This is a genomic window from Marinobacterium aestuarii (genome assembly GCF_001651805.1).
Classification (GTDB): Bacteria; Pseudomonadota; Gammaproteobacteria; order Pseudomonadales; family Balneatricaceae; genus Marinobacterium_A; species Marinobacterium_A aestuarii.
This window is the reverse complement of sequence record NZ_CP015839.1, coordinates 4535733-4556783: the sequence shown is the minus strand read 5'-3', so window position 1 is coordinate 4556783 and position 21051 is coordinate 4535733. Positions and strand designations below refer to the sequence as shown.

Here is a 21051-nt window from a genome sequence, read left to right as displayed (position 1 = left end):
CTATTCTCCCACCCGGGGAATCAGGATCACTCGGCCCACCATGGCCTTGTCGAGCACTGACCGGGGGCAGGTGAATTCCGGGTTGGCATCGACAATGCGCCACCAGAGCCGGTCGTCCTTGTAATAGTGTTGGGCCAGTTGATCCAGCCGGTCGCCTTCTACCACCTCGTGTTCGATGACCCCGGTGGACGGGCCTATGGGGCGGGTCTGCAACCCCGGGAAAATGTCAGGGTCCGTAAAGTGGGGCGTGCTCTGGTAGCGGGACTTTTTACTCAACATGATTCATATCACCGTAGTCGCAATGGTGGGCACCGAGTTCAGGGCGGCGCCTATGGCCTGACGAATCTGCTCAACCTTGTAGAACGGATTGTCGCCCTCAATCACCTGAAAGCTGAGGGTGACGTTGGCTCTATAGGGTTGCAGTGAGGGCAGATGGGCGTTTTCCTCAACCTGCACACTGGTGAGGAATACCGGCAGAATATGTGTGCCCCAGATCAGCAGCAGCACTGAGGGGTGTGTATCGCGCTGGAATGCCCGGGCGCCACCGAGGCCCAGGGCAGCGAGAGTGGTAAAGCCCCCGGGACCCTGGGATTTGGGTTCCACCATGCTGCGCAGGGTATCCAGCTCCGGAGCTATGCCAAGGGTAATGGCGTTGGTATGGCCGATGGCGTTCGGGTCCGCCATGCGGTCGGTGGCATCGAGCAAAATGGTGAGATCGAATTTCTCCGGCTCAACGGAAACACCCTGGGCGACCCGTGGCGTGTCCATGGGTGTGGTAAAACCGTAGCCCCCCTTGGCGCCCGGGGCATTGCCCATGGTGATGTTGACGGTACGGGTCCGGGTGATGGACTGGGGGTTGAACTCGAAATACAGCACCAGGGGCGGCAGGTTGAAGCCGTATTCCATCAGAAAACCGTGACTGAGATTGACTGCCATGGTGCTACATCTCCTGTACGGATCTGGCGCGCAGCTGCTGACAGATAGCCGCGGCTATCTGCATCCCAAGACGTCTGTCGCTCAAGGCGGGGTTCAGGCGCAAGGGCGGCACATCCAGGGTTTCAAGGCTTGCTTCCAGACGGCCAAGCGTCAGGTCGCTGGCAAACTGCTGGCGCAGGCCCGCGCCAATCTCGCGGGCGATAGCGCTGGCACGATCCCGGAAAACGGGTGCCAAACGCAGGTTCATGCGGCCTATGCTGATATCAATCATCCCGAGGCCTCCGCGATCAGTTGGTCGGGCAGGTAGGGCGCCAGCTGCCCAAGGTCGCCCGGTTGCAGTCGTGTCCGCTCCTTGGATAGTTCACGCCAGATGGCGGTGGCGATGTGGGACAGGCCAATGGGACTGTCGTCGGCGGCGGCAAGATAGGCGGCATAGAGTGCTGCGTTGCGGATCTGCCCGCCGGTGAGGTTGACCGCCTGGGCCAGCTGTTCGAAATCGATGTTCTGGGCCAGGGGGGCACGGGGTGGCAGCAGCAGGCGCCACAGCCGAATACGTTCAGCCACCTGAGGTTTGGGGAACTCCACCACCAGGTGCAGCCGGCGCAGAAATGCCTGGTCCAGCTGTGACCGCAGGTTGGTGGTCAGTATGCAGGGGCCACTATGGGTCTCCATCCGCGTCAGCAGATAGCTAACCTCCATGTTGGCGTAGCGATCCCGGGCATCCTTGATCTCGCCGCGCTTGCCCATCAGGGCGTCGACTTCGTCAAACAGCAGTACCACGGTTTCTGGTGGGCGGCATCAAACAGGCGCGACAGGTTTTTTTCGGTTTCACCGATATATTTGCTCACCAGACTGGCCAGGTCGACGCGATACAGCGGCCAGCCCAGCTCGTGTGCCAATACCCGTGCGGCGAATGTTTTGCCGGTGCCCGAGGCGCCGCTGAAAAGCGTCACCGGGCCGCCCGAGTCACGCCCGCCCCAGCCGTTAACCACTGTCTCTCTGTATTTGAAGTGATAGGAAAATTCACGCAATAGGCAGATCCGGTCGGGGGGGAGCACCAGGTCGTTGAACCCGGCCTCAGTGTCGATGCGGGTCGCGCCAGGGATGGACGACACCTCCGGGCGCTGTAGCAGCCTCGACAGGGTACCGGGTTCGGCGCGAATGGCGGCGGTGACGTCCTCCTCGCTGACAGTGAGGAGCCGGTCCGGGCCGCTGGCGAGGCTCCAGATCAAGCTGTGCAGGGTTTCGTTCTCGTCCACCTCCAGTGCAAGCAGGGCGTGGATCAGCACGGCGCTGGCGTGGTGATGCTGGCCGCCGTTGAGGTCGCGGTATATCCAGGCCAGCGGCGGATGCGCCTGTGGACCTATGACGCAGGCAAGCAAATCCAGCGCCAGGGCTGGGGCATGGGGGCGCACCAGGCGGCGCCAGGGACTGAAGACCCCGTCGCGCAGTGCGCGCACCTGTGCCTGCAGCTGTTGCAGTTGTTCGAGGGCGTTACTGTCGGGGTTCCGTCCGTAGCGGCTGTCGAGCAGGCAGCGGCCCAGAACTTCCAGACGCTGCCATTCAACGTCCAGGGTCGGCGTGTTCTTCAGCACTGGCTGCGGCGTCGGGCTGTTCATCCGTTACTCCGGTACAGGTTGATCAGTAGCGGATTACTTTCCAGCCTGATGGGGGCGGCGCCGGCAAAGGGCGTGATTTCCCGGCTCGCCGTCAGTAGCCCCTGTGCCGCGCTCTGGTCGGGAGCAAGGGCAAAAGGCAGCGCAATTTGCAGTGGGAAGATGCCAGGTTGCGGGGCGGGAATGGCGTCCGGGGTGATCGCCGCGTGGCTGGGTGAGGCCGCCACCGGGGCTCCGTTGTCGCGCCATTGGGATCCGTCCCAGACTCTCCAACTCAACTGCACGGCTTCACCTGGTACGCCGGCCAGCCAGATTCTGGGCGCAAAGGCTGCGAATTCCGGACTGTCGACGTCGAAGCTCAGGGTATGGGCGCAAAGATCGTCCAGTAGCCAGCACAGCGCCGGTTGCCACTGGGGGTTGTCGACGTCTATGCGTACCGGATTGAAGACCGGCCGTTCCACAATGCCGGAAAAGCGGGCGTGGCGGGCGCTCATGTCAGCCAGGGCTTGCTGGCTGATGGCGGCGACCCGGGGTGGCTCTATAGCGGCTTCTATCGGTGTGATCACCGCCAGCGCCATTTCATAGATCAGTGAGGGTCTGTAGGTGGTGTCGCCCTGGGTAGACCAGACCTGGTTGATCTGCTCGTCGGTCACTGGGCTGAAAATGACCTGGAGACGAATTTCCTCACCGTCCAGAGCCACCGGTTGCAGCACCGGTGTCTGGCGGAATAGCTGCATAATATGCCCGAGAAAGCGCAGGTCATTCTCGCCACTGGCAATGGGATCCTCATCAATGGCAAATGAGGTAATAAGGCAGAAAAGCCGAATATGCCAGGGCTGGCCCGGTCGCAGTCCGGCCTCGAATCCGCCGGGCTCGAAGCGGTAGAAAAACAGGTTGACCCTGTGGCCGGGAGCCGCAGGCAGATCCGCCGGTGCGCCTATGCTAAGCGAGACCTCGTTGCCGCCGGCATTGAGACCGTTGCGCAGGAAATCTTCGACCTCTCGACAGATGATTGATAAGGATGAGGTCTGCGGCATTAAAGGCTCCTCAGGAAATAGCGGCTGCCGGAGTCACTCTCCCGCTCAAGCCCGCTGCGACGGTCCTGATCGGGTTTCGTTGATTCCACCACCACGTTGATCTGTCCGATCCTGAGTTGGGGTGCGCCGCTGGCGAGCGCCTGATGCGAGCGGGGTGGCGCTGATGTGTGCTGCCTTATAGGTGTATGGGCCGCTGCGGGTGGTGATTGTTGATCCCTGTTGATATTTTTGGCAGCGTCACGGTGAAGTGGTCTGTGCGGATGCGGGTCCTGTGAATCCTGGGTGGTCCGGGTGTCACCTTCCTGTGTCGTCCGGATGGTTGTTTGGGCTGGGGGTGGCGCGGGTTGCTTGTCCTGTACAGGCGGCACCGCAGATTTATCGGATGAGTCCACCTGTGTGTCTGTGTTTATTTTGGCTGCGGGAATTGGTGTGTTTTCGTGGCCGCCTGAGGATGGCTTTTGTTGTGCTGCGCGGGTGGGATTGGCGTCCGTCTTTGCCGTTGTGGGTGCGCTCGGGCTTTGCTGGCGGGTCAAAATTTCCTCGGATCTTGCCACCAGGGTTTGCTGACTCAGATGCTTTAAATACTGATGAAGAGGCGCTTGTGCGCTTTGCTGGGCGGCAGCGTCATGGGTGTCCTTCGCGCTCGCAGGTTCAGGCCTCTGTTCGCGGGTGGGCGGCAAATCAGGGGCTTGCGACTTGGCACTGTCCAGGGTATCCGGGCTCTGCTCGATGGGCAGCGAAGGCGTTCCGGGGTGGTTATTGTCGGGGGTAGTGGAAGGCTTGGGGTTCTCGCCCGCCAGGCTTACCTCAAGCACTTCTTCAGAATAGGCCGGGGCCGACTCACCCAAATGCCGCTCCCGGGCATCGGCCACTATATCTGCCAGATAGCCCATCAGTGTCCGGCCTCCATGGCGTCTGAAGGTCGGTTACTTTCGATGAGTTGCAAATAGTGATGACGCCGGCGCCGTGGCAGATCCAGGATTTCCCGCTGAGACCAGTGATAGCTGCTGGCCAGGCGATGAATCTCGCTGAGCAGGGCATCGGACGAAGAGTCCAGACTCTGATAAGGGTCCAGGTTTATGGTGTTTTCCACCTGGCAATGGGGGCAGGGCGCCAGCAGCTGCAGGGCGACTTCCGGCGCCATGGATTCCAGGGTCTGATCCAGTGTTGCAATATCCTGCGGTGACAGTGTCGAGACATCGGGGATCGGGTTCAGCAGCGAGGCCAATAACTGCAGCTGCTGTTCTTCAGGGCTTTTACGCTGATCCAGGCCCGACTGGTCGGCGCCCGTGGGCAACCTTAGCCGGTAACTCGTCTCATTGATCTGCACTGAACTTTCGGGGAAACCTGGCCCTGCACTTTTGACCGGCAGGCTGGAGGGTCTGTAGCTCAGGTCAAAAACGGCGTTGCAGTCGCTGCAGCGCGCCGACAGCCAGCGCAGGCTGTCATCCTGCAGTACGCTCAGCTGGCGCATCAGGAACTGGCGATCACCGACCACCAGTGACGCCACCAGCAGCCGGTCCGGCTCCTGTCCCGTGAGGGTTGCCAGAGCGCTGGCGAGCACTGCGGTTACCCTGTCTGCGGTGCAGCCATCCTCTGCGGCAGCTTCCTCCAGTGACAGTTCCAGCGCACCGTTCAGCGGATGGAAATGATAGTCCCGTCGCAATGTGCCCTCGATATAAAGGCCGCCGGGCAAGGGGGGGAGTTTCATCAGCTTTCCGTCGGTTCAGTGATCGCCAAATCCCGTTCCCAGCCCTCATGCTGCAAGATGATGGTCTGGATACCCACAGCGTTCATGGTGCCGGCGTCGAATTCCGGCAGTGCCTGGTATTCGGACACCCAGGCGCGGTGCAGCATGTAACTGATGACAGGAACGCCCTGCAGGTTGAGCACATTGAGGGTAATGTCCTTGCGGTAGTTGAGCAGGGACATGGCGGCGTTGCCCTTGAAGTTGTTCACCAGATTTGCCCAGTTCTCAAAAACAGGGTCGTGGGTCAGCCCCTGTTCAAGGGTCACAGGTTCGTAACTGGTACCGCCGGGCATCACCCGCTCGTGGGCAGGGTCGCCCGCCGAGCGCCATTTGACGGCTTCGGTGGTTTTCTTCAGAACACTCATTTTGCGCAGCCCTGCCACGACCTGGCCGTCGATCACGACCTGGAACATGAAGGTGCGATAGGGATCGTAGCGATGGGTGTTGACAGGAAAAATTGGTGCGGCCATGGGGTTTCTCCTCACTCAATCAGGATTGTTCGCCAACTTTCTGCTGGATGCGGATGATGACGAACTCGGCGGGTTTCAGCGGTGCAAAACCGACCTGAACGATGACCTGCCCGCGGTCTATATCGGCCTGGGTCATGGTGTCGCCGAGTTTGCAGCGAACGAAATAGGCCTGGTCGGAGGTGGCACCCTGAAAAGCGCCGGCGCGGAAGAGACCGTTCATGAAGGAGCCGATATTGCCCCTTAACGAACCCCAGAGCGGTTCGTCGTTGGGCTCGAACACCGCCCACTGGATACCGTTGTAGATGCTCTGTTCGATAAAGATTGCGGTACGGCGCACGGGCACATAACGCCATTCAGGCGAGGCTTTGGTTGCCAGAGTGCGACTGCCCCAGATCACCGAACTGTATCCCGGCAGACGTCGAATGACATTGACCCCCAGGGGATTGAGCTGATCCTGTTCCAGGTCTTCGGCGGCAAACTGCAGAGCAGCAACACCGTTCAATTGAGTCTCGACGCCGGCGGGGGCTTTCCACACGCCACGACGGGCATCGGTGCGGGCCCAGAGACCGGCCGCCAGGGAGGACGGTGCAATGGCCACCGTTTTTGGCGCGGTGGGATTGCGGTCGGCGTCATAGGCCGGGTTCGCGACGCTGACCCAGGGGTAGTAGAAGACGGTATAGGTGGAGGTCGGCAGCCCCAGCGATTTGACCGTGGCGGCCTGGTCCAGCTCCAGCCCCGCCGGTGGATCCAGTATCAGTATGCGATTGCGCATGGCTTCGCAGTGGGCCAGCGTTTGCGTAATGATCGGGTTGGTACCGCTCGCAGGCCAGGGGTTGCCCGGCAGCACGACAATGCTGACGTCCCTGACCTTGCGCAGGCTGTTGGCATAGAAGGCGCCGTATTCTGCTGCACTGGGGGCATTGGCGACACCACCGGTCAATGGCACGCCCTGTTCCAGCAGCCCGAGGCTTTGGATGGGGACCAGGTTGCTGATGCCCAGTTCTCGCTGACGCCCGGGTGTGGCGACGGGGTTGTCGGCGGCATTCATGCCGAGGATGTCGGCGAGGGCGCCGTCGGTAACCTGAATCCCCGACAGCCGCACCGCTGACGAGCCCGATGTGAAGCTGAACCGGGTTGTGCCGGCGTTATAGCTAGCGGAAAAAGCGGCCAGGGACTCACGGCCATTGGCTGCTGCCCGTACCGCGTTTTGGATGGCCAGAGCGATAGCCGCCCCTGAGGTATCGTTGTTGGCGGTGAGGTTTAATGCGGCTGTCGCCAGGGACAGGGTGACACTGTTGCCATCGACACTGAGCGTCAGGTCGGCCAGGCCTAGGGCGGAAACGCTGGTTGCGAAAGGCAGGTCCGCCGGGGAGACGACGGCCCCGGTGATGCGGGCGCTATCCTCGGGTCTCAGGCGCAGCAGTTCAGCAAGCCCACCCCCGAAGACCTCCACCACTGCCAGGCTTTCGTCCTCTGCGGCGGTGAGGGTGAAGCGATCCGTGGCGCCACTCCAGCTTGCGCTGAAGGTCTGGTAAGCGTCCTGTGGGCCCAGGGCCTGGATCGCTGCCTCGAGAGCGGTGGCGACATCGTCAGGATCGTCGCCGGGAGTAACTGTTACCGAGATCTGCTCGGTCTGCAGACCGTTGATGGCCAGGTTCATCAGTAGCGGACTACCGCTGGCGGCGGCAAAGGGGTTCGGATCCGGCAGGGCACCGCCCACCAGGGAGGCCGCCTGGTAATTGGCGGCCACTGCAGACCCCAGTGCAACAGATACCAGGCTGGATGCGCTGTTGATCCGGGTCAGGGCGTAGTCCGGCGAATCGGCATTCATCGAAAGATCGGTGAACACCTCATCCACGACCAGTTCACCGTCTTTGCGGTGCCCCGCCACCAGAGCGAACAGCTCGGCATCCGCATCCGGCTTTAGAATCTGCACAAAGATGTCATTGCCCCAGTCGCCGACATTTTTTGCACTGATTGCCAGTCCGCCATTGGCGAGAGGGCCTCCGCCGGCGACACCCTGGCCGTTAATGCCCAGAGCGGCGGGGGCGGAGCCTTCACCGCTCAGGCGGCAGACAAAAGCGGCGCCGCCACCATTGAGATAAAAGGCCTGTACGGCCAGCCCCATAGTGTCATCGGCGCCGGTGACACCGCCGAAGTCGCGTACATAATCGTCGAACTTGCCTATTAAAGTGGCGCCCGAGGGCCCTCGGGAAGAGGCCCCGACGAAGGCGGTGACGGACGTGGAGACGCCTTCAATGGGCCTTGCGCCACTGGGGATTTCTTCGATATAAACGCCGGGATGTAGATAGCTTGCCATGCTCAGACTCCTGAATGTGAAGTCCAGGTGAGGTCGGCAAGCGGGCGGGTACGAGACCGCAGGGCTTCCCAGCTTCCCCTGAATTCTTACTCCCTTTACTGCAACTGCGGGCGGGTTTCTAACGCTTGTTTTAATTTAGTTCAGGTAGTTGAGACGCCAAGATGAAAATCTTGCACGGTGTTTGCCAATGCGAGTGAATAGGTTTTGTTGTGGCTGACAGCTGGGTGTTTGTTGATCTATTGTTGGCGTTTAATTCTAAAAATCTGTTGTTAGCCGGAGTCAGTGGGCGCCCTGCTTGTCGCGCCATGGCTACAGATTTCTGGGTATTAAATTTATCTATCAGGCAGACGCTATCGATCGAGCTATAGCTATATTAACGGTCGTAGTGGCAGGATTTGGAGCGGTACTACGGTGTTACTGCCACCGGTAGTCTGTTGATGCTGCCGGTCATTATTCCAGGGGAATATGCGGCAGTATTGTACTGCGACAGAAGGGGCTGGGGCGGCCGTATATGCCGAACCTCGTGTCTGAAAAAGACTTGGCTATCAGCCTGCCAGTATCCAGGGATTCTTGCGGGCGGCTCTGGCGGTGGCGCGCTGTACCGGGCTCATCTGGGCATCGTTGTGGTCAAGGGTGCGCTGCAGAAAAGTCTTGGGCGTTGCCCTATGTGGCTGTCGAATCAGTCCGAGGTATCGCACTAGCTGCATCAGTCGGGTGGTCATCATGTCCGTACCTCTCGTTAGCTGAATCGAAAGGGTTCGATTCCAGGGCGGTTCCGGTCGCCGCTGTAGTCACTGTTACGCCATTCGCTTTGATTAGGATCACTGGGTGGTCAAGATAATCCATCTATGGCTGCCAGTTATAGCGTGGCTTTGTGAAACAGCGCTGAAACCGCACTGAAATCCAGGGAGCCTGCTGGGTACTTTTGAGAACCCTTGCCCGGCGTGACAGGCCGGGCAATATTTGAATCAAAGCTCCCAGCGGGCAAAGCGCCGGCGCAGGAGCAGCAGTCGCGGGCGGATGCGCCCACCACCGGACTCCAGCACTGAGGCGATCACAATGGCGAGCATGCCAAGCACGGCCAGGCTGATCCAGCCGCTGAGGTCAAACACCTGCAGCATCTGGTACAGCTGGTAGATCAGGCTCACCGCGGCCAGCACCAGGCCTGTGCCAAAGAGCGCAAGCTGGCGATAATGGCGCCCGATCAGGGCCAGTACCAATCCGATAGCCAGGCTCGTTAAAGAGGTCGCCAGCCCTTCGAACAGGATGAAGTTGACGATCAGGCCCAGGGACAGCATCAACATGACCATTAAGCGGTACAGCCCGGAAGCCATCTGGGCCCGGTGCGACACCTCATATAGCAAAGCGGCGCTGATAAGCGCTGCCAGCTGCAGCATCAGGGATTCTGTGAGGATGCCCTCCAGCAGCAGTACACTGCCCACGCCGATCATGGGGGTGAGCAGGCCGCTGCAGACTTCCAGCAGCCCTCTGGCGATTGACTGGCCCGGCAACAGCAGGCTGAGCTGGCGTGCGGCCAGAAAGAGTATCGCCAGGCTACTGGTAAACAGGAAAGCATCAGTGTCGTAGAACCAGAGGCTGCGTCCGGTCAGCACGACCAGTGGCAGGTACAGCAGCGCCCGGGCGATCAGTCCGTCGGGTGTGCGGGCAGCAAGGCTCTGTTGCTGCGTTTTTTCATTGCTCAGTAACATGCACAGAGCCAGTGGCAAGCTGAGTGCCGCCATGTACAGAGGGTCTCGCAGCGGAATCAGCAGCAGGGCATTGGACATCATGAAGATGATGCTCAGGCGTGTGCTCAGAACCCGGGCGAGGGTACGAAACCCCAGCAGCATGACCGGTATCAGCGCCGCGACGGCCAGAATGACGGTTGTGACGGTGGCGCCCTGGGAGCCAAGTTGCCAGAGCGCGTAGTCCGGATGGCTGAGGCTGGTCTGGGGCCCAAATGCCGAGTACACAAAGGCGCCCAGAATGGCAAAGTTGGCGGGCACCGAGGTCAGTGCCAGGGTGACCAGCAGGCGAGCCCCCTTGGCCTCCTGCAGCCAGTGGCCGCTGGCAAGCCCGACACCGCAGAGCAGCAGGCTGTGGCCAAGCAGCATGGCGTAGCGCAGCAAGTCGTTACCGTCCTGCCAGCCCTGCAGCAGAAAACTGTACATGGCCACCAGCAGTGCAGTGGCGCCGGCCATGCGCAGCAGCTGGGGCAGGCGTTGCATCAGGGGTGTGGCAGTGGCCGAGCCCTGATTCAAGGCGAGGTTATGAGCGCCAGTATCTGTATCGGGCGCTGCTGTATCTGCTGTTGCTATCGCGGGTGCTGCGGTGGGCAGCCAGGGATCGGGATGCTGGTTCATTTTGCGTCCTCCTGCAGCAAGGCATTGAGCTCGGCGCGCAGCCTTGCATCCTGCTCATCGCGGCTGAAGGCTTGGTCGAGGTTGTCCTCCAGGCTGATGTCACCCATGCGAAGTTCCTGCTCGCTAAGCCGCACATCCCAGCGCTCAAAGCTGGTTTCAAGGTCCCGCAGGGAGCTTTCGCTGTCTGGCGCGGTAGCGACGCGGGCTGCAGTACCGCTCTGGCGGGCACGCATGATCGAGTGACGATTGTTCAGTGAGTGCAGGCGCGTTTCGCTGTCGGTGACATCCCGGGACAAACGGGCTGCCGACTGGCGGTAGCTGATCAGCCCCTGGGCCAGGTGCTCGGCCTGGGACCTGCATTGCTGGCGGCGTTCGATACAGGCCAGGGCTCGGGTTGGATCTGTGCTGGCGCAGCTTTTGGCGCGTTCCGCCCAGAGCTGCTCATCCTCGTGCAGTGCGGCTATGCGCGATTGCAGTTGAGCCTCTTCGCGCTGCATCTGATTCAGCCGTGCCCGGGCCTGGGCCACCTTGTGACGCATTTCATCAATGCTGGTTTGCACAACGGCTTCGTGATCCTCGATTTCACCGACGATGCCATCCAGGCGGGCCATAAAGGTAGTGGACAAGCGCTTGATCAATGACATGGTGCAGGGCTCCGGCTATGGGTTCGAAGCCATTCTTTGCCTGAATCACGTATTAATAAACCGTTGCGTAAAAAGCTCCGTTTTTATCACTGTAAAGTATACTAATAAGATACTTTTCGGGTGAGTACAGCTGTGGCACAGACTGAAGCAATCATATCGACACTGAAGCGGGCGCTGCGCGCCAGTGGGTTGACCTACGCCGATGTGGCGCAGGGACTTGGCATGAGCGAGGCGAACGTAAAGCGTCAGTTCGCCAGTGAGCGTTTTACGCTTGCGCGAATTGAGGAAATTTGTCGGCTGATGCAGATGGATCTGTCGGAACTGTTTCAGCAGTTTGAAGCGGCGCGCCAGCGCATTGTGCATCTGAGTGAAGCCCAGGAGCGGGAGCTGGTGGCGGATCCATTGCTGCTGATGGTGGCGGTGTTTGTGCAGAACCACCTGGGCTTTGCCGATATCACCGGGCGATACAGTATCAGTGAAGCTGAGTGTATTCGTTGCCTGGCCAAGCTCGACCGATTGCATATCATCGACCTGCTGCCGCACAACCGCATCAAGCTTCGCATCGACGAGCACTTCAGCTGGATTCCGGGCGGGCCCATTGAGCGCTATTTCGAGCAGGAAGTGCAGCAGCAGTTTCTGCGTGGCAGTTTTCGAAAGTCCGGCGGCACGCGGCTGTTTTGCACCGGCATGCTGAGTGAGCATTCACGCCAGCTGATTGGCCGCAGACTGCAGGCGTTGAGTCAGGAGATCGCTGAACTGCAGCGCCAGGATGCGAGCCGCCCGCTGGCCGAGCGCCATAATACCGGGGTCTTGCTGGCGCTGCGGGAGTGGGAGTTCTCCGCCTCCCAGCCATTTCTGCGAAAGTAGTGGGGGGCTTTAGATCAAGGCCCGGTTGCTCAGGCTTTCAGCGGATGACCAGCGGGCAGCTGACGTTCTATCCAGAGGGCCAGCTTGTGCTTCATGTTGCGCTCGTTTTCCTGATCTTTTGCCAGTGGCTGAATCAGCTGATCTTTTACCAGCAGTCGGTACAGCGCCCGGGTTTTCTCGCTGGCGCTGTCGGTGGCTTCAAACTCGCCGGCACCACGTTTTTGCATGTAGAGTCCGCCCACGCGGATGGCTTCACGTACCAATTCGGCTTCCTGCTTCAGTTTACTCATGCTTGATCCTGCCTTTTCGGTGCGTTTTTTCTGGTTATGGTTGCCGTGCCAGGCGGCTCTGGTCTCTGTTGTCTGCAGGTCGCCTCGCCCGGATATCATATCGTCTGGCCCCCGTGGCTGTACACGCCCGCGGTGACGGGAGGACGCTGGAAGTGACTTTGTCCTTGAGTATACTGGGGTGACTTTTACCCAGGCAGGTTCATCATGAAGTACAGCATTATCCCGGTAACGCCTTTTCAGCAAAACTGCACCCTGATCTGGTGCGAAGAGACCAACAGGGCCGCGGTGGTTGATCCGGGCGGTGATCTTGAACTTATACAGGCGCGTATCGATGAGCTGGGTGTAGTGGTGGAAAAAATCCTGCTGACCCATGCCCATATCGATCACGCCGGCGGCACCCATGAGTTTTCCACCCGGCACAGTATTCCTGTTGAAGGGCCCCATCCTGGTGATCTGTTCTGGATCCAAGGGCTGGATCAGCAGAGCAAGATGTTCGGGTTTCCCCGGGTCGAGTCCTTTACCCCCGATCGCTGGCTGGACGACGGTGATGTCGCAACGGTGGGTAATCAGCAGTTGCAGGTGTTGCATTGCCCTGGGCATACGCCGGGTCATGTGGTGTTTTATCACCAGGCCAGCGAGCTGGCACTAGTGGGGGATGTACTCTTTCAGGGCTCGATCGGGCGCACCGATTTCCCCCAGGGCAATCATCAACAGCTGATCGATTCCATTCGCAACAAGCTGCTGCCGCTGGGGGATGAGGTTGCCTTCATTCCGGGGCATGGGCCCATGTCCACCTTCGGAGAAGAGCGACGCAACAACCCCTTTGTCTCAGACAAGCGTTACGGTTAGTTTTTAAATAGTTTAAGGCAATTGATTTCATTTGAATCGTTAATTTTATCTATCAAAAATCGGCTTCTATACTGGCTCTAGTTAAAAAGAACATTCAATCAGACAAGGAGTATGAGCATGAGTAATCAATCGATTCAGATCGGTATTGTGGAAGCAGCACGCAAGGCCATTGCCGATGGCCTGAGTGGCCTGCTGGCTGACTCGTACACGCTCTATCTGCAGACGCACAACTTTCACTGGAACGTGACAGGCCCGCAGTTTCGCGAGCTGCATCTGATGTTCGAAGAACAGTACAACGAGCTGGCGCTGGCGGTGGATGAAGTCGCTGAACGCATCCGTACCCTGGGTGCGGTGGCACCGGGTACCTACAAGGCCTACGCGAGCCTGAGCTCTATCAAGGAAGTCGATGGTGTGCCGCCGGCGGCTGACATGGTGCAGTTACTGACTCAGGGTCACGAGCAGGTGGTGCGGACCTGTCGCCAAGTACTGAAAGTGGCGCAGGCCGCAGACGATGAGTCCACCGCATCGCTGGTATCGGATCGCATGCGGATCCACGAAAAAACCGCCTGGATGCTGCGCAGCATGGTCTGATCCGAATTTCTGGCAATGTCGGCTTGTGTCTTAATTGCCCGGTATTGCCAGCTCCAGCGCCTCGAGGTCTCAGGTTTCAGGATTTTGAGGCGCTGGAAACGCCGCCGCTGAGCAGGAATGCGGTCACACTGGCGGCGGGCACATCAAGGCGCTGAATTTTTGTTTTCGGAACCACAATCAGATTGCCGGCAAAGTTATAGGATTGCGGCAGGTAGACCGCAACATCGTCCTCCAGACCGAAGTCGACCATCGACGCCTGGGTTACAAAGCCCATCAGGCGCACCGTATCATCCTGAGTCACGCTCACCAGAACCGGTGTATCAAAGCGTTTCTCATCCCCCAGAAAAGCCCCGAACAGATCCTTCAGTGAGCTGTAGAGCATTTTGACCACCGGAATGCGATCCAGCAGCGCATCGATGCGCCCAAGCAGGAATTTCCCCAGATAGTTGGATGCCACGAGCCCTGTCAGGATGATGATGGCGAAGGTCACTCCTATGCCGGTGAGCGTCACCAGCCAGCCGGACTCAAGCCCCGGAAACAGCCGGCCGGTAAGGGCGCCTACGGCGTAAAAGAGGGTTTCATTCAGTGCAGTGAAGATTAGAAAGACGAGGTATACGGTCAGTACCGCTGGCAGTAACAGCAGCAGTCCCTGGAAGAACAGGCGCATTACGTAGGTCATAGGGTGTTCCGTCGCTTCAATCCGTTGCGGTTGCCACACTATAAACGCTGATGACTGAACCGGTCATGTATGTGAATCCCTGGGTGGGACAGTCGTTTGCCAGAGCTGTTTCTGGCTCCACTCTATGCTCTGTTGTTACGGCTTACGGCTTACGGCTTACGACTCAGGGCTGATGGGGGCGGGCGAGGTAGCTGCCGGATTGCATTTCGATCAGCCGACTGAGGGTACGGCGAAACTCAAACTCGAGCTGGCCTTGGGCATAGAGTGCCTCCAGCGGTGCCTGTACCGACAGATAGAGTTTCACATTACGGTCATACAGCTCGTCAATCAGGCCGATAAAGCGCCGTGCCGGGTCGTCCATCGGCGACCAGCGCACCTGTCGGTTACCGGTGCTGGTGGGCGTAAAGCTGCCATCCTCGGTGCCCCGGGCCTTGATGCCTTCCAGAATCGGGCCGCGAAACACAGGCACATCGCTGAGCAGAACGGTATGAAAGCGTTGTGCCAGTTCTATGTAATCCAGCGACGAACGCGGCCCCAGGCACAGGGCTTCAAAACTGAGCCAGACAACCCCATTACCCTGTTTGTGTACCGGAACGGGGCGTTTGCACAGCTGGATGCAGTCTGTGCCCTGGGTGGCGGCCTCGATTACTGCGATCTTGCTGATGAAGGCAAAGCGCCGCGCCAGCTGTCTTTCGGCAGGGGCCTGCAAGACCACCTCGGCAACGGCCGCTGCATGGCGACGATGGTCCTGACCGCCATCCAGCGAATGCACTCGGGTATGTTGTTCCAGCAGGCGGATGGCCGGGACAAAGCGGTCGCGCTGCAGGCCATCGCGGTAGAGGTCAGACGGTGGCAGATTTGATGTGGCAATGAGCACGACGTCCTGCCGCAGCAGTGCATCAAACAGGCGCCCGAGCAGCATGGCATCGCCGATATCCGATACCTGCAGTTCATCGAAGCAGAGTACCCGGTGCTGCCGCGCCAGCCGCCGGGCAATCAGCTGCAGCGGGTCGGGCTTGCCTGACTCCAGTGCCAGCTCCCGGTGAACTCGGGCCATGAAACGGTGAAAATGCAGCCGCAGTGCGACGCCGGCCGGTAGCGATGCGTGAAACAGGTCCATCAGCAGTGTTTTGCCACGGCCAACCGGGCCCCACAGATAGAGCCCCTTGAGCGCAGGTGCGCGTCGCAACCTGCGGCTTTGCAGCAGCTCAGCCTGAAGCTGGTCCAGGTGGGTCAGAGCGGCTTGCTGTGCAGCATCTGCGACAAAGTCATCTGTTTTGACGCGGGTTTGATAACGCAGGCTGGGGGTCATGCTGTTCTCGATGTCCGGAGCCTGGTGATATTAACTCAAATAACGCCTATTTATGCAGCATCATCACCATTTCATAGAGCCGCGGGTCGTGCTTGCGCTGGCCGATAATATCGCCCAGCGGTGCCGGTATGAGTTCACGCCCGAGGGTGCCAACCATCACATCGGTATAGCCGGCCAGCAGATAGCTGATCGCCGTGGCGCCCATGCAGGATGCCAGTACCCTGTCATGCCCTGTGGGGCTGCCGCCGCGCTGAATGTGCCCGAGAATACAGATGCGGGGTTCTTCGCCGTGTTGCTGCAGCTGCTCGGCCAGGCGGGCGGTCAGGCCGGGCTCGGTGCCCTCTGCCAGTATGATAATGCCGCTAGAGCCGCGGCCCGCCTTGCGGTTGCTGGCCAGGGTATTACTGATTGATTCCAGCACGATGGGATATTCTGGAATCAGAATCATCTCGGCACCGCAGGCAATGCCGACCTGGGTGGCGATAAGACCCGAGTTGCGCCCCATGACTTCGACCAGGAAAAGCCGCTCATGGGACAGCGCCGTATCGCGGATGCGATCGATTGCTCCCAGTGCCGTGTTCACGGCGGTATCAAAACCGATGCTGTCATCGGAGCCGTAGATATCGTTGTCGATAGTACAGGGCAGGCCGATGACCGGAATCCCGCTCTCCAGTGCCAGCAGGTGTGCGCCGGTCAGGGTGCCGTCGCCACCGATGCAGATCAGTGCCTGAATGCCGCTTTCGCGCAGCACTGCTGTGGCCTGGCGGCGCCCCTCGGCTGTCTTGAAAGCTTCGCAGCGGTTACTTTTCAAAATGGTGCCGCCACGCTGAATGATATTGCTGACCGATGGCGACGACAGGCGGCGCATGTCGGCGTTCATGAGCCCTGTGAAGCCGCGCTCTATGCCATAGACTTTCATTTGCTGATTCAGCGCCGTGCGTACCAGCGCTCGAATTGCGGCGTTCATGCCGGGGGCATCACCGCCGCAGGTGAGAATGCCAATGGTCTTGAAGGATGTAACAGCACATAGGTCCGGTAATTTGTACATGGATGACTCCATAGTGGTCTGTCACAACTATAGAAGACGCCGGGCCTATACCCGGCCGGCCAATGTGCTGCTGTGGGAATCTGCCCTCTGTGGGCAATACTGTTCAACGGTATTGAGTCCGGATGCGCTTGGGTCGATAGTAGGGCAGGGCACAGGCTGTTAATGAAGGTATGGAAAATATGTCAGGTCAGTTTGCCGAACGTATCGCGGCGGCGGTGCTGGAAAAATTCGCCGATTACCGCACCCGTTTCCAGAATATTACCGCGGTGGCGCAGCTGCGTTTTGAAAAGGCCGACTGGCACGCGATCCAGCAAGCCGGTGCTGCACGGATTGATCTGTACGAAGACAATTTGCAGGAAGCTGCCAGCGGGATTGTCGAGCAACTCGGAGAGGTGGTATACGACGCACGCCTGTGGCACGACGCCAAACGCTGCTATGCGCTGAAAATTCAGCAGCGTAATGATCCGGAGCTGGCCGAGACTTTTTATAACTCGATTTACCTCAAAGTCTTCCGGCACCACGAACTGGATGATGCCCTAATGTTCATTCGCTCGGCCTATGAGGGTAAACCAATCAATTCCGGCGAGCAGTTTTGCCGCCTGTACTCAACGCAACAGGGGTTGGTGGCGCTGCTGGGAAAGCTGCTGGATGACTATGCCTTCAACATTCCCTGGGAAAACCGGCGGCGGGATATTCGCAACCTGGCGCGTCATGCCCGCAAGCACATTCCCTTCGTCGATATAGCCCGGGAGGAAGTGACGGTCGAAGTCATGCGCAGTGTGTTCTTTCGCAACAAGGGTGCCTATATCGTTGGGCGCATCAATTACGCCAGTGGCGCCATGCCGTTTATCCTGCCGGTTCTGCACAACGGTGCAGGCGCTGTCTATGTCGACACGCTGATACTGGAAGAGAATGATGTCTCGGTGATTTTCAGTTTCACCCGTTCCTATTTCATGGTGGATGTAAATGTACCGTCCGAATTCATCGGTTTCCTGCATACACTGATTCCGATGAAGTCCAGGGCGGAGCTGTATTCCTCCATCGGCTTTTACAAGCAGGGCAAGGCGGAGTTCTATCGCAGTTTTCTGGATCATCTTGCGATGTCAGACGACCAGTTTGTCATAGCCCCCGGCATCAAGGGGATGGTGATGACGGTGTTTACACTGCCCTCGTTCCCGGTGGTGTTCAAGCTGATCAAGGACCGCTTCTCCTCGTCGAAGAATGTCACGCGAGCCACTGTGAAAGAAAAGTATCAGCTGGTAAAACGTCACGACAGGGCCGGGCGCATGGCTGATACCCAGGAATTCGCCAACTTTCTGTTTCCGCGCAGCCGTTTTACCCAGGAGCTTATTGATGAGCTGCAAAAGGTCGCTGCCTCTTCCGTCGAGATAGAAGGCGACCTGGTCACTATCCGTCATCTCTGGGCGGAACGCCGCATGACACCCCTCAACATCTATATCGACAGGGCGCTGGCGAACGATGATGAACCGGACCTGTTCCATGTCATCAATGAATTCGGCAAGGCGATAAAGCAGCTGGCGGCCGCCAACATCTTTGCCGGCGACATGCTGTTCAAGAATTTCGGTGTGACACGTCACGGTCGGGTGGTGTTCTACGATTATGATGAAATCATGTACCTGACGGAGTGCAACTTCAGGCGTATTCCCGAGGCCATGTATCCTGAGCAGGAAATGTCGGGCGAGCCCTGGTACTCAGTCGGGGCCAATGATGTCTTTCCGGAGGAGTTCAGCATCCTGACGGCCTGCAATGCCAAGGTGCGTCGCATCTTCAACGAGCTGCACGGTGATCTGCTCGAGGCCGCCTTTTGGCAACGGATGCAGCAGCAGGTGCGGAATGGGGAAATTGTCGATGTTTTCCCCTATCGTCAAATTAAGCGCTTTGCCCGCGCAGGGGCTTCGCAAGGACGCGAATTCAACTAGCTTGCAGGTATCAGTGACGGCCCGATTAAATAAAAGTGACAGTTCTGTTGACACCAGATCTCCCATGGGTAAAATAGCCCCACTTTCGAGGCACAGCCAAGTAACAACGGCTGCAGCGCGAAAGGCAAGTCGGAAGTAAGTGGTTGATTTTCAAGTGTTTAGCTTGGTGAATCGGCCGGCAGTATCGGCTTGTGAGTCACTCGTTTTTCTCCTCGGCTTAGGTCGGAAATGTTGAAAAAAAGAGTTGACTTAAAACACCGAGACGCTAGAATATGCGCCTCACTTGAGACGCGGGATCAGCGGCAACGATCCTTGAGTCCAAACGCTCTTTAACAGATTGATCAGATAATTCGTGTGGGCGCTTGTCAGGATAAGGCATAAATAGCTTTATCAAGGTAAGCAACCCTAATGTGAATTCATTTAAGTTGTTATAGCTTGAGTCAGAATTATCGATACTTCGGTATCTTGATTTTAAACTGAAGAGTTTGATCATGGCTCAGATTGAACGCTGGCGGCAGGCCTAACACATGCAAGTCGAGCGGTAGAGAGAAGCTTGCTTCTCTTGAGAGCGGCGGACGGGTGAGTAACGCGTAGGAATCTACCTGGTAGTGGGGGACAACATTCGGAAACGGATGCTAATACCGCATACGCCCCAAGGGGGAAAGGAGGGGATCTATTTATAGACCTTTCGCTATCAGATGAGCCTGCGTAGGATTAGCTAGTTGGTAGGGTAAAGGCCTACCAAGGCGACGATCCTTAGCTGGTCTGAGAGGATGACCAGCCACACTGGGACTGAGACACGGCCCAGACTCCTACGGGAGGCAGCAGTGGGGAATATTGGACAATGGGGGCAACCCTGATCCAGCCATGCCGCGTGTGTGAAGAAGGCCTTCGGGTTGTAAAGCACTTTCAGTGGTGAGGAAAGGGTAGCGGCTAATAACCGTTACCTGTGACGTTAGCCACAGAAGAAGCACCGGCTAATTCCGTGCCAGCAGCCGCGGTAATACGGAAGGTGCGAGCGTTAATCGGAATAACTGGGCGTAAAGCGCGCGTAGGTGGTTGAGTCAGTCAGATGTGAAAGCCCCGGGCTTAACCTGGGAACTGCACCTGATACTGCTTAACTAGAGTACGGTAGAGGGCAGTGGAATTTCCTGTGTAGCGGTGAAATGCGTAGATATAGGAAGGAACACCAGTGGCGAAGGCGACTGCCTGGATTGATACTGACACTGAGGTGCGAAAGCGTGGGTAGCAAACAGGATTAGATACCCTGGTAGTCCACGCCGTAAACGATGTCGACTAGCCGTTGGGAGACTTGCTCTCTTAGTGGCGCAGCTAACGCAATAAGTCGACCGCCTGGGGAGTACGGCCGCAAGGTTAAAACTCAAATGAATTGACGGGGGCCCGCACAAGCGGTGGAGCATGTGGTTTAATTCGACGCAACGCGAAGAACCTTACCTACTCTTGACATCCAGAGAACTCGCTAGAGATAGCTTGGTGCCTTCGGGAGCTCTGAGACAGGTGCTGCATGGCTGTCGTCAGCTCGTGTTGTGAAATGTTGGGTTAAGTCCCGTAACGAGCGCAACCCTTGTCCTTATTTGCCAGCACGTAATGGTGGGAACTCTAAGGAGACTGCCGGTGACAAACCGGAGGAAGGTGGGGACGACGTCAAGTCATCATGGCCCTTACGAGTAGGGCTACACACGTGCTACAATGGCCGGTACAGAGGGCTGCAAACCCGCGAGGGGGAGCCAATCTCACAAAACCGGTCGTAGTCCGGATCGCAGTCTGCAACTCGACTGCGTGAAGTCGGAATCGCTAGTAATCGTGGATCAGAATGCCACGGTGAATACGTTCCCGGGCCTTGTACACACCGCCCGTCACACCATGGGAGTGGGTTGCACCAGAAGTAGCTAGTCTAACCTTCGGGAGGACGGTTACCACGGTGTGGTCCATGACTGGGGTGAAGTCGTAACAAGGTAGCCGTAGGGGAACCTGCGGCTGGATCACCTCCTTAAACGACATGGCTTGTTCTGGCATAGCGTCCACACGAATTATCTGATCAAACGTTAAAGAGAGCGAAATATTCGCGGGGATAACCTGTGGATAAAAGAGCTTGTAGCCGCAAGGCTAAAAGCTTGATGATGTAGGCTTGTAGCTCAGCTGGTTAGAGCGCACCCCTGATAAGGGTGAGGTCGGTGGTTCAAGTCCACTCAGGCCTACCAATTATTCGTCAGAATGATTGCTTGTAGCTCAGCTGATTAGAGCGCACCCCACTCTTTATGATAAAGAATGGGTGAGGTCGGTACCTCAAATCCACTCAGGCCTACCAGTTTTCCGGC

General features: G+C 58.3%; 19 protein-coding genes, 1 tRNA gene, 1 rRNA gene and 1 pseudogene. 6 read left to right on the top strand and 16 right to left on the bottom strand.

The window, feature by feature from the left end:
- From A8C75_RS19965 to A8C75_RS19910, 12 genes and pseudogenes are all read right to left on the bottom strand, one after another.
- Complete coding sequence (locus A8C75_RS19965; RefSeq protein WP_067386120.1) at positions 1–279, bottom strand: LysM peptidoglycan-binding domain-containing protein; 279 nt, start codon at positions 277–279, stop codon at positions 1–3.
- A 3-nt stretch (positions 280–282) separates the two neighbouring features.
- The gene (locus A8C75_RS19960; protein WP_067386119.1) at positions 283–936 is read right to left on the bottom strand and encodes a CIS tube protein; all 654 of its coding nucleotides are present in this window, start codon (positions 934–936) and stop codon (positions 283–285) included.
- A gap of 4 nt (positions 937–940) precedes the next feature.
- Positions 941–1207, bottom strand: a complete 267-nt coding sequence (locus tag A8C75_RS19955; protein WP_067386118.1) for a hypothetical protein — start codon at positions 1205–1207, stop codon at positions 941–943.
- Positions 1204–2555 (bottom strand): annotated as a pseudogene (locus tag A8C75_RS19950) (ATP-binding protein). Before A8C75_RS19950 ends, A8C75_RS19955 begins: the two are co-directional and overlap by 4 nt.
- Positions 2552–3589 carry a Pvc16 family protein gene (locus tag A8C75_RS19945; RefSeq protein ID WP_067386117.1) on the bottom strand — a complete coding sequence of 346 codons (1038 nt, stop codon included), beginning with the start codon at positions 3587–3589 and terminating at the stop codon, positions 2552–2554. The pseudogene A8C75_RS19950 and the gene A8C75_RS19945 overlap by 4 nt, the downstream one beginning before the upstream one ends.
- Complete coding sequence (locus A8C75_RS19940) at positions 3589–4482, bottom strand: PspC-like choline-binding domain-containing protein (protein WP_067386116.1); 894 nt, start codon at positions 4480–4482, stop codon at positions 3589–3591. The genes A8C75_RS19945 and A8C75_RS19940 overlap by 1 nt, the downstream gene beginning before the upstream one ends.
- Positions 4482–5300, bottom strand: coding sequence for a hypothetical protein (locus A8C75_RS19935; protein ID WP_067386115.1), 819 nt, complete (start codon positions 5298–5300; stop codon positions 4482–4484). The genes A8C75_RS19940 and A8C75_RS19935 overlap by 1 nt, the downstream gene beginning before the upstream one ends.
- Entirely contained in the window at positions 5300–5809 is a 510-nt protein-coding gene (locus A8C75_RS19930) for a phage tail protein (RefSeq protein ID WP_067386114.1), read from the bottom strand. Before A8C75_RS19930 ends, A8C75_RS19935 begins: the two co-directional genes overlap by 1 nt.
- A 19-nt stretch (positions 5810–5828) precedes the next feature.
- Entirely contained in the window at positions 5829–8129 is a 2301-nt protein-coding gene (locus tag A8C75_RS24040; protein ID WP_067386113.1) for a phage tail sheath subtilisin-like domain-containing protein, read from the bottom strand.
- 545 nt (positions 8130–8674) lie between these two features.
- On the bottom strand, positions 8675–8854 hold the full coding sequence (locus tag A8C75_RS19920) for a hypothetical protein (RefSeq protein WP_067386112.1): 180 nt from the start codon (positions 8852–8854) through the stop codon (positions 8675–8677).
- Between the two features lie 243 nt (positions 8855–9097).
- Complete coding sequence (locus A8C75_RS19915; protein ID WP_067386111.1) at positions 9098–10492, bottom strand: hypothetical protein; 1395 nt, start codon at positions 10490–10492, stop codon at positions 9098–9100.
- Positions 10489–11136: a PspA/IM30 family protein gene (locus A8C75_RS19910; protein WP_067386110.1), complete on the bottom strand. Its 648-nt coding sequence runs from the start codon at positions 11134–11136 to the stop codon at positions 10489–10491. Before A8C75_RS19910 ends, A8C75_RS19915 begins: the two co-directional genes overlap by 4 nt.
- Before the next feature lie 132 nt (positions 11137–11268).
- On the opposite strand from A8C75_RS19910, the gene A8C75_RS19905 reads away from it, so the two are divergent.
- On the top strand, positions 11269–12003 hold the full coding sequence (locus A8C75_RS19905; RefSeq protein ID WP_067386109.1) for a helix-turn-helix domain-containing protein: 735 nt from the start codon (positions 11269–11271) through the stop codon (positions 12001–12003).
- A 29-nt stretch (positions 12004–12032) separates the two neighbouring features.
- Here A8C75_RS19905 and A8C75_RS19900 read toward each other — a convergent pair whose 3' ends face one another.
- Complete coding sequence (locus A8C75_RS19900; RefSeq protein WP_067386108.1) at positions 12033–12293, bottom strand: DUF5062 family protein; 261 nt, start codon at positions 12291–12293, stop codon at positions 12033–12035.
- 204 nt (positions 12294–12497) lie between these two features.
- Between A8C75_RS19900 and A8C75_RS19895 the strand changes: the two genes are divergently transcribed.
- The gene (locus tag A8C75_RS19895) at positions 12498–13142 is read left to right on the top strand and encodes an MBL fold metallo-hydrolase (RefSeq protein WP_067386107.1); all 645 of its coding nucleotides are present in this window, start codon (positions 12498–12500) and stop codon (positions 13140–13142) included.
- 117 nt (positions 13143–13259) lie between these two features.
- Positions 13260–13733 carry a Dps family protein gene (locus A8C75_RS19890; protein WP_067386106.1) on the top strand — a complete coding sequence of 158 codons (474 nt, stop codon included), beginning with the start codon at positions 13260–13262 and terminating at the stop codon, positions 13731–13733.
- A 76-nt stretch (positions 13734–13809) separates the two neighbouring features.
- Here A8C75_RS19890 and A8C75_RS19885 read toward each other — a convergent pair whose 3' ends face one another.
- From A8C75_RS19885 to pfkA, 3 genes are all read right to left on the bottom strand, one after another.
- Positions 13810–14412 carry a DUF502 domain-containing protein gene (locus tag A8C75_RS19885; protein ID WP_067386105.1) on the bottom strand — a complete coding sequence of 201 codons (603 nt, stop codon included), beginning with the start codon at positions 14410–14412 and terminating at the stop codon, positions 13810–13812.
- Positions 14413–14575: 163 nt separating this feature from the next.
- On the bottom strand, positions 14576–15724 hold the full coding sequence (zapE, locus tag A8C75_RS19880) for a cell division protein ZapE (RefSeq protein WP_067386104.1): 1149 nt from the start codon (positions 15722–15724) through the stop codon (positions 14576–14578).
- 46 nt (positions 15725–15770) lie between these two features.
- Complete coding sequence (pfkA, locus tag A8C75_RS19875; protein WP_067386103.1) at positions 15771–16772, bottom strand: 6-phosphofructokinase; 1002 nt, start codon at positions 16770–16772, stop codon at positions 15771–15773.
- A gap of 179 nt (positions 16773–16951) precedes the next feature.
- On the opposite strand from pfkA, the gene aceK reads away from it, so the two are divergent.
- The 3 genes from aceK to A8C75_RS19860 all read left to right on the top strand — a co-directional run bounded on the left by aceK (position 16952) and on the right by A8C75_RS19860 (position 20934).
- On the top strand, positions 16952–18712 hold the full coding sequence (aceK, locus tag A8C75_RS19870) for a bifunctional isocitrate dehydrogenase kinase/phosphatase (RefSeq protein ID WP_067387548.1): 1761 nt from the start codon (positions 16952–16954) through the stop codon (positions 18710–18712).
- A 473-nt stretch (positions 18713–19185) separates the two neighbouring features.
- Positions 19186–20726, top strand: a 16S ribosomal RNA gene (locus A8C75_RS19865).
- A gap of 131 nt (positions 20727–20857) precedes the next feature.
- Positions 20858–20934, top strand: a tRNA-Ile gene (locus tag A8C75_RS19860).
- Positions 20935–21051: the final 117 nt, after the last annotated feature.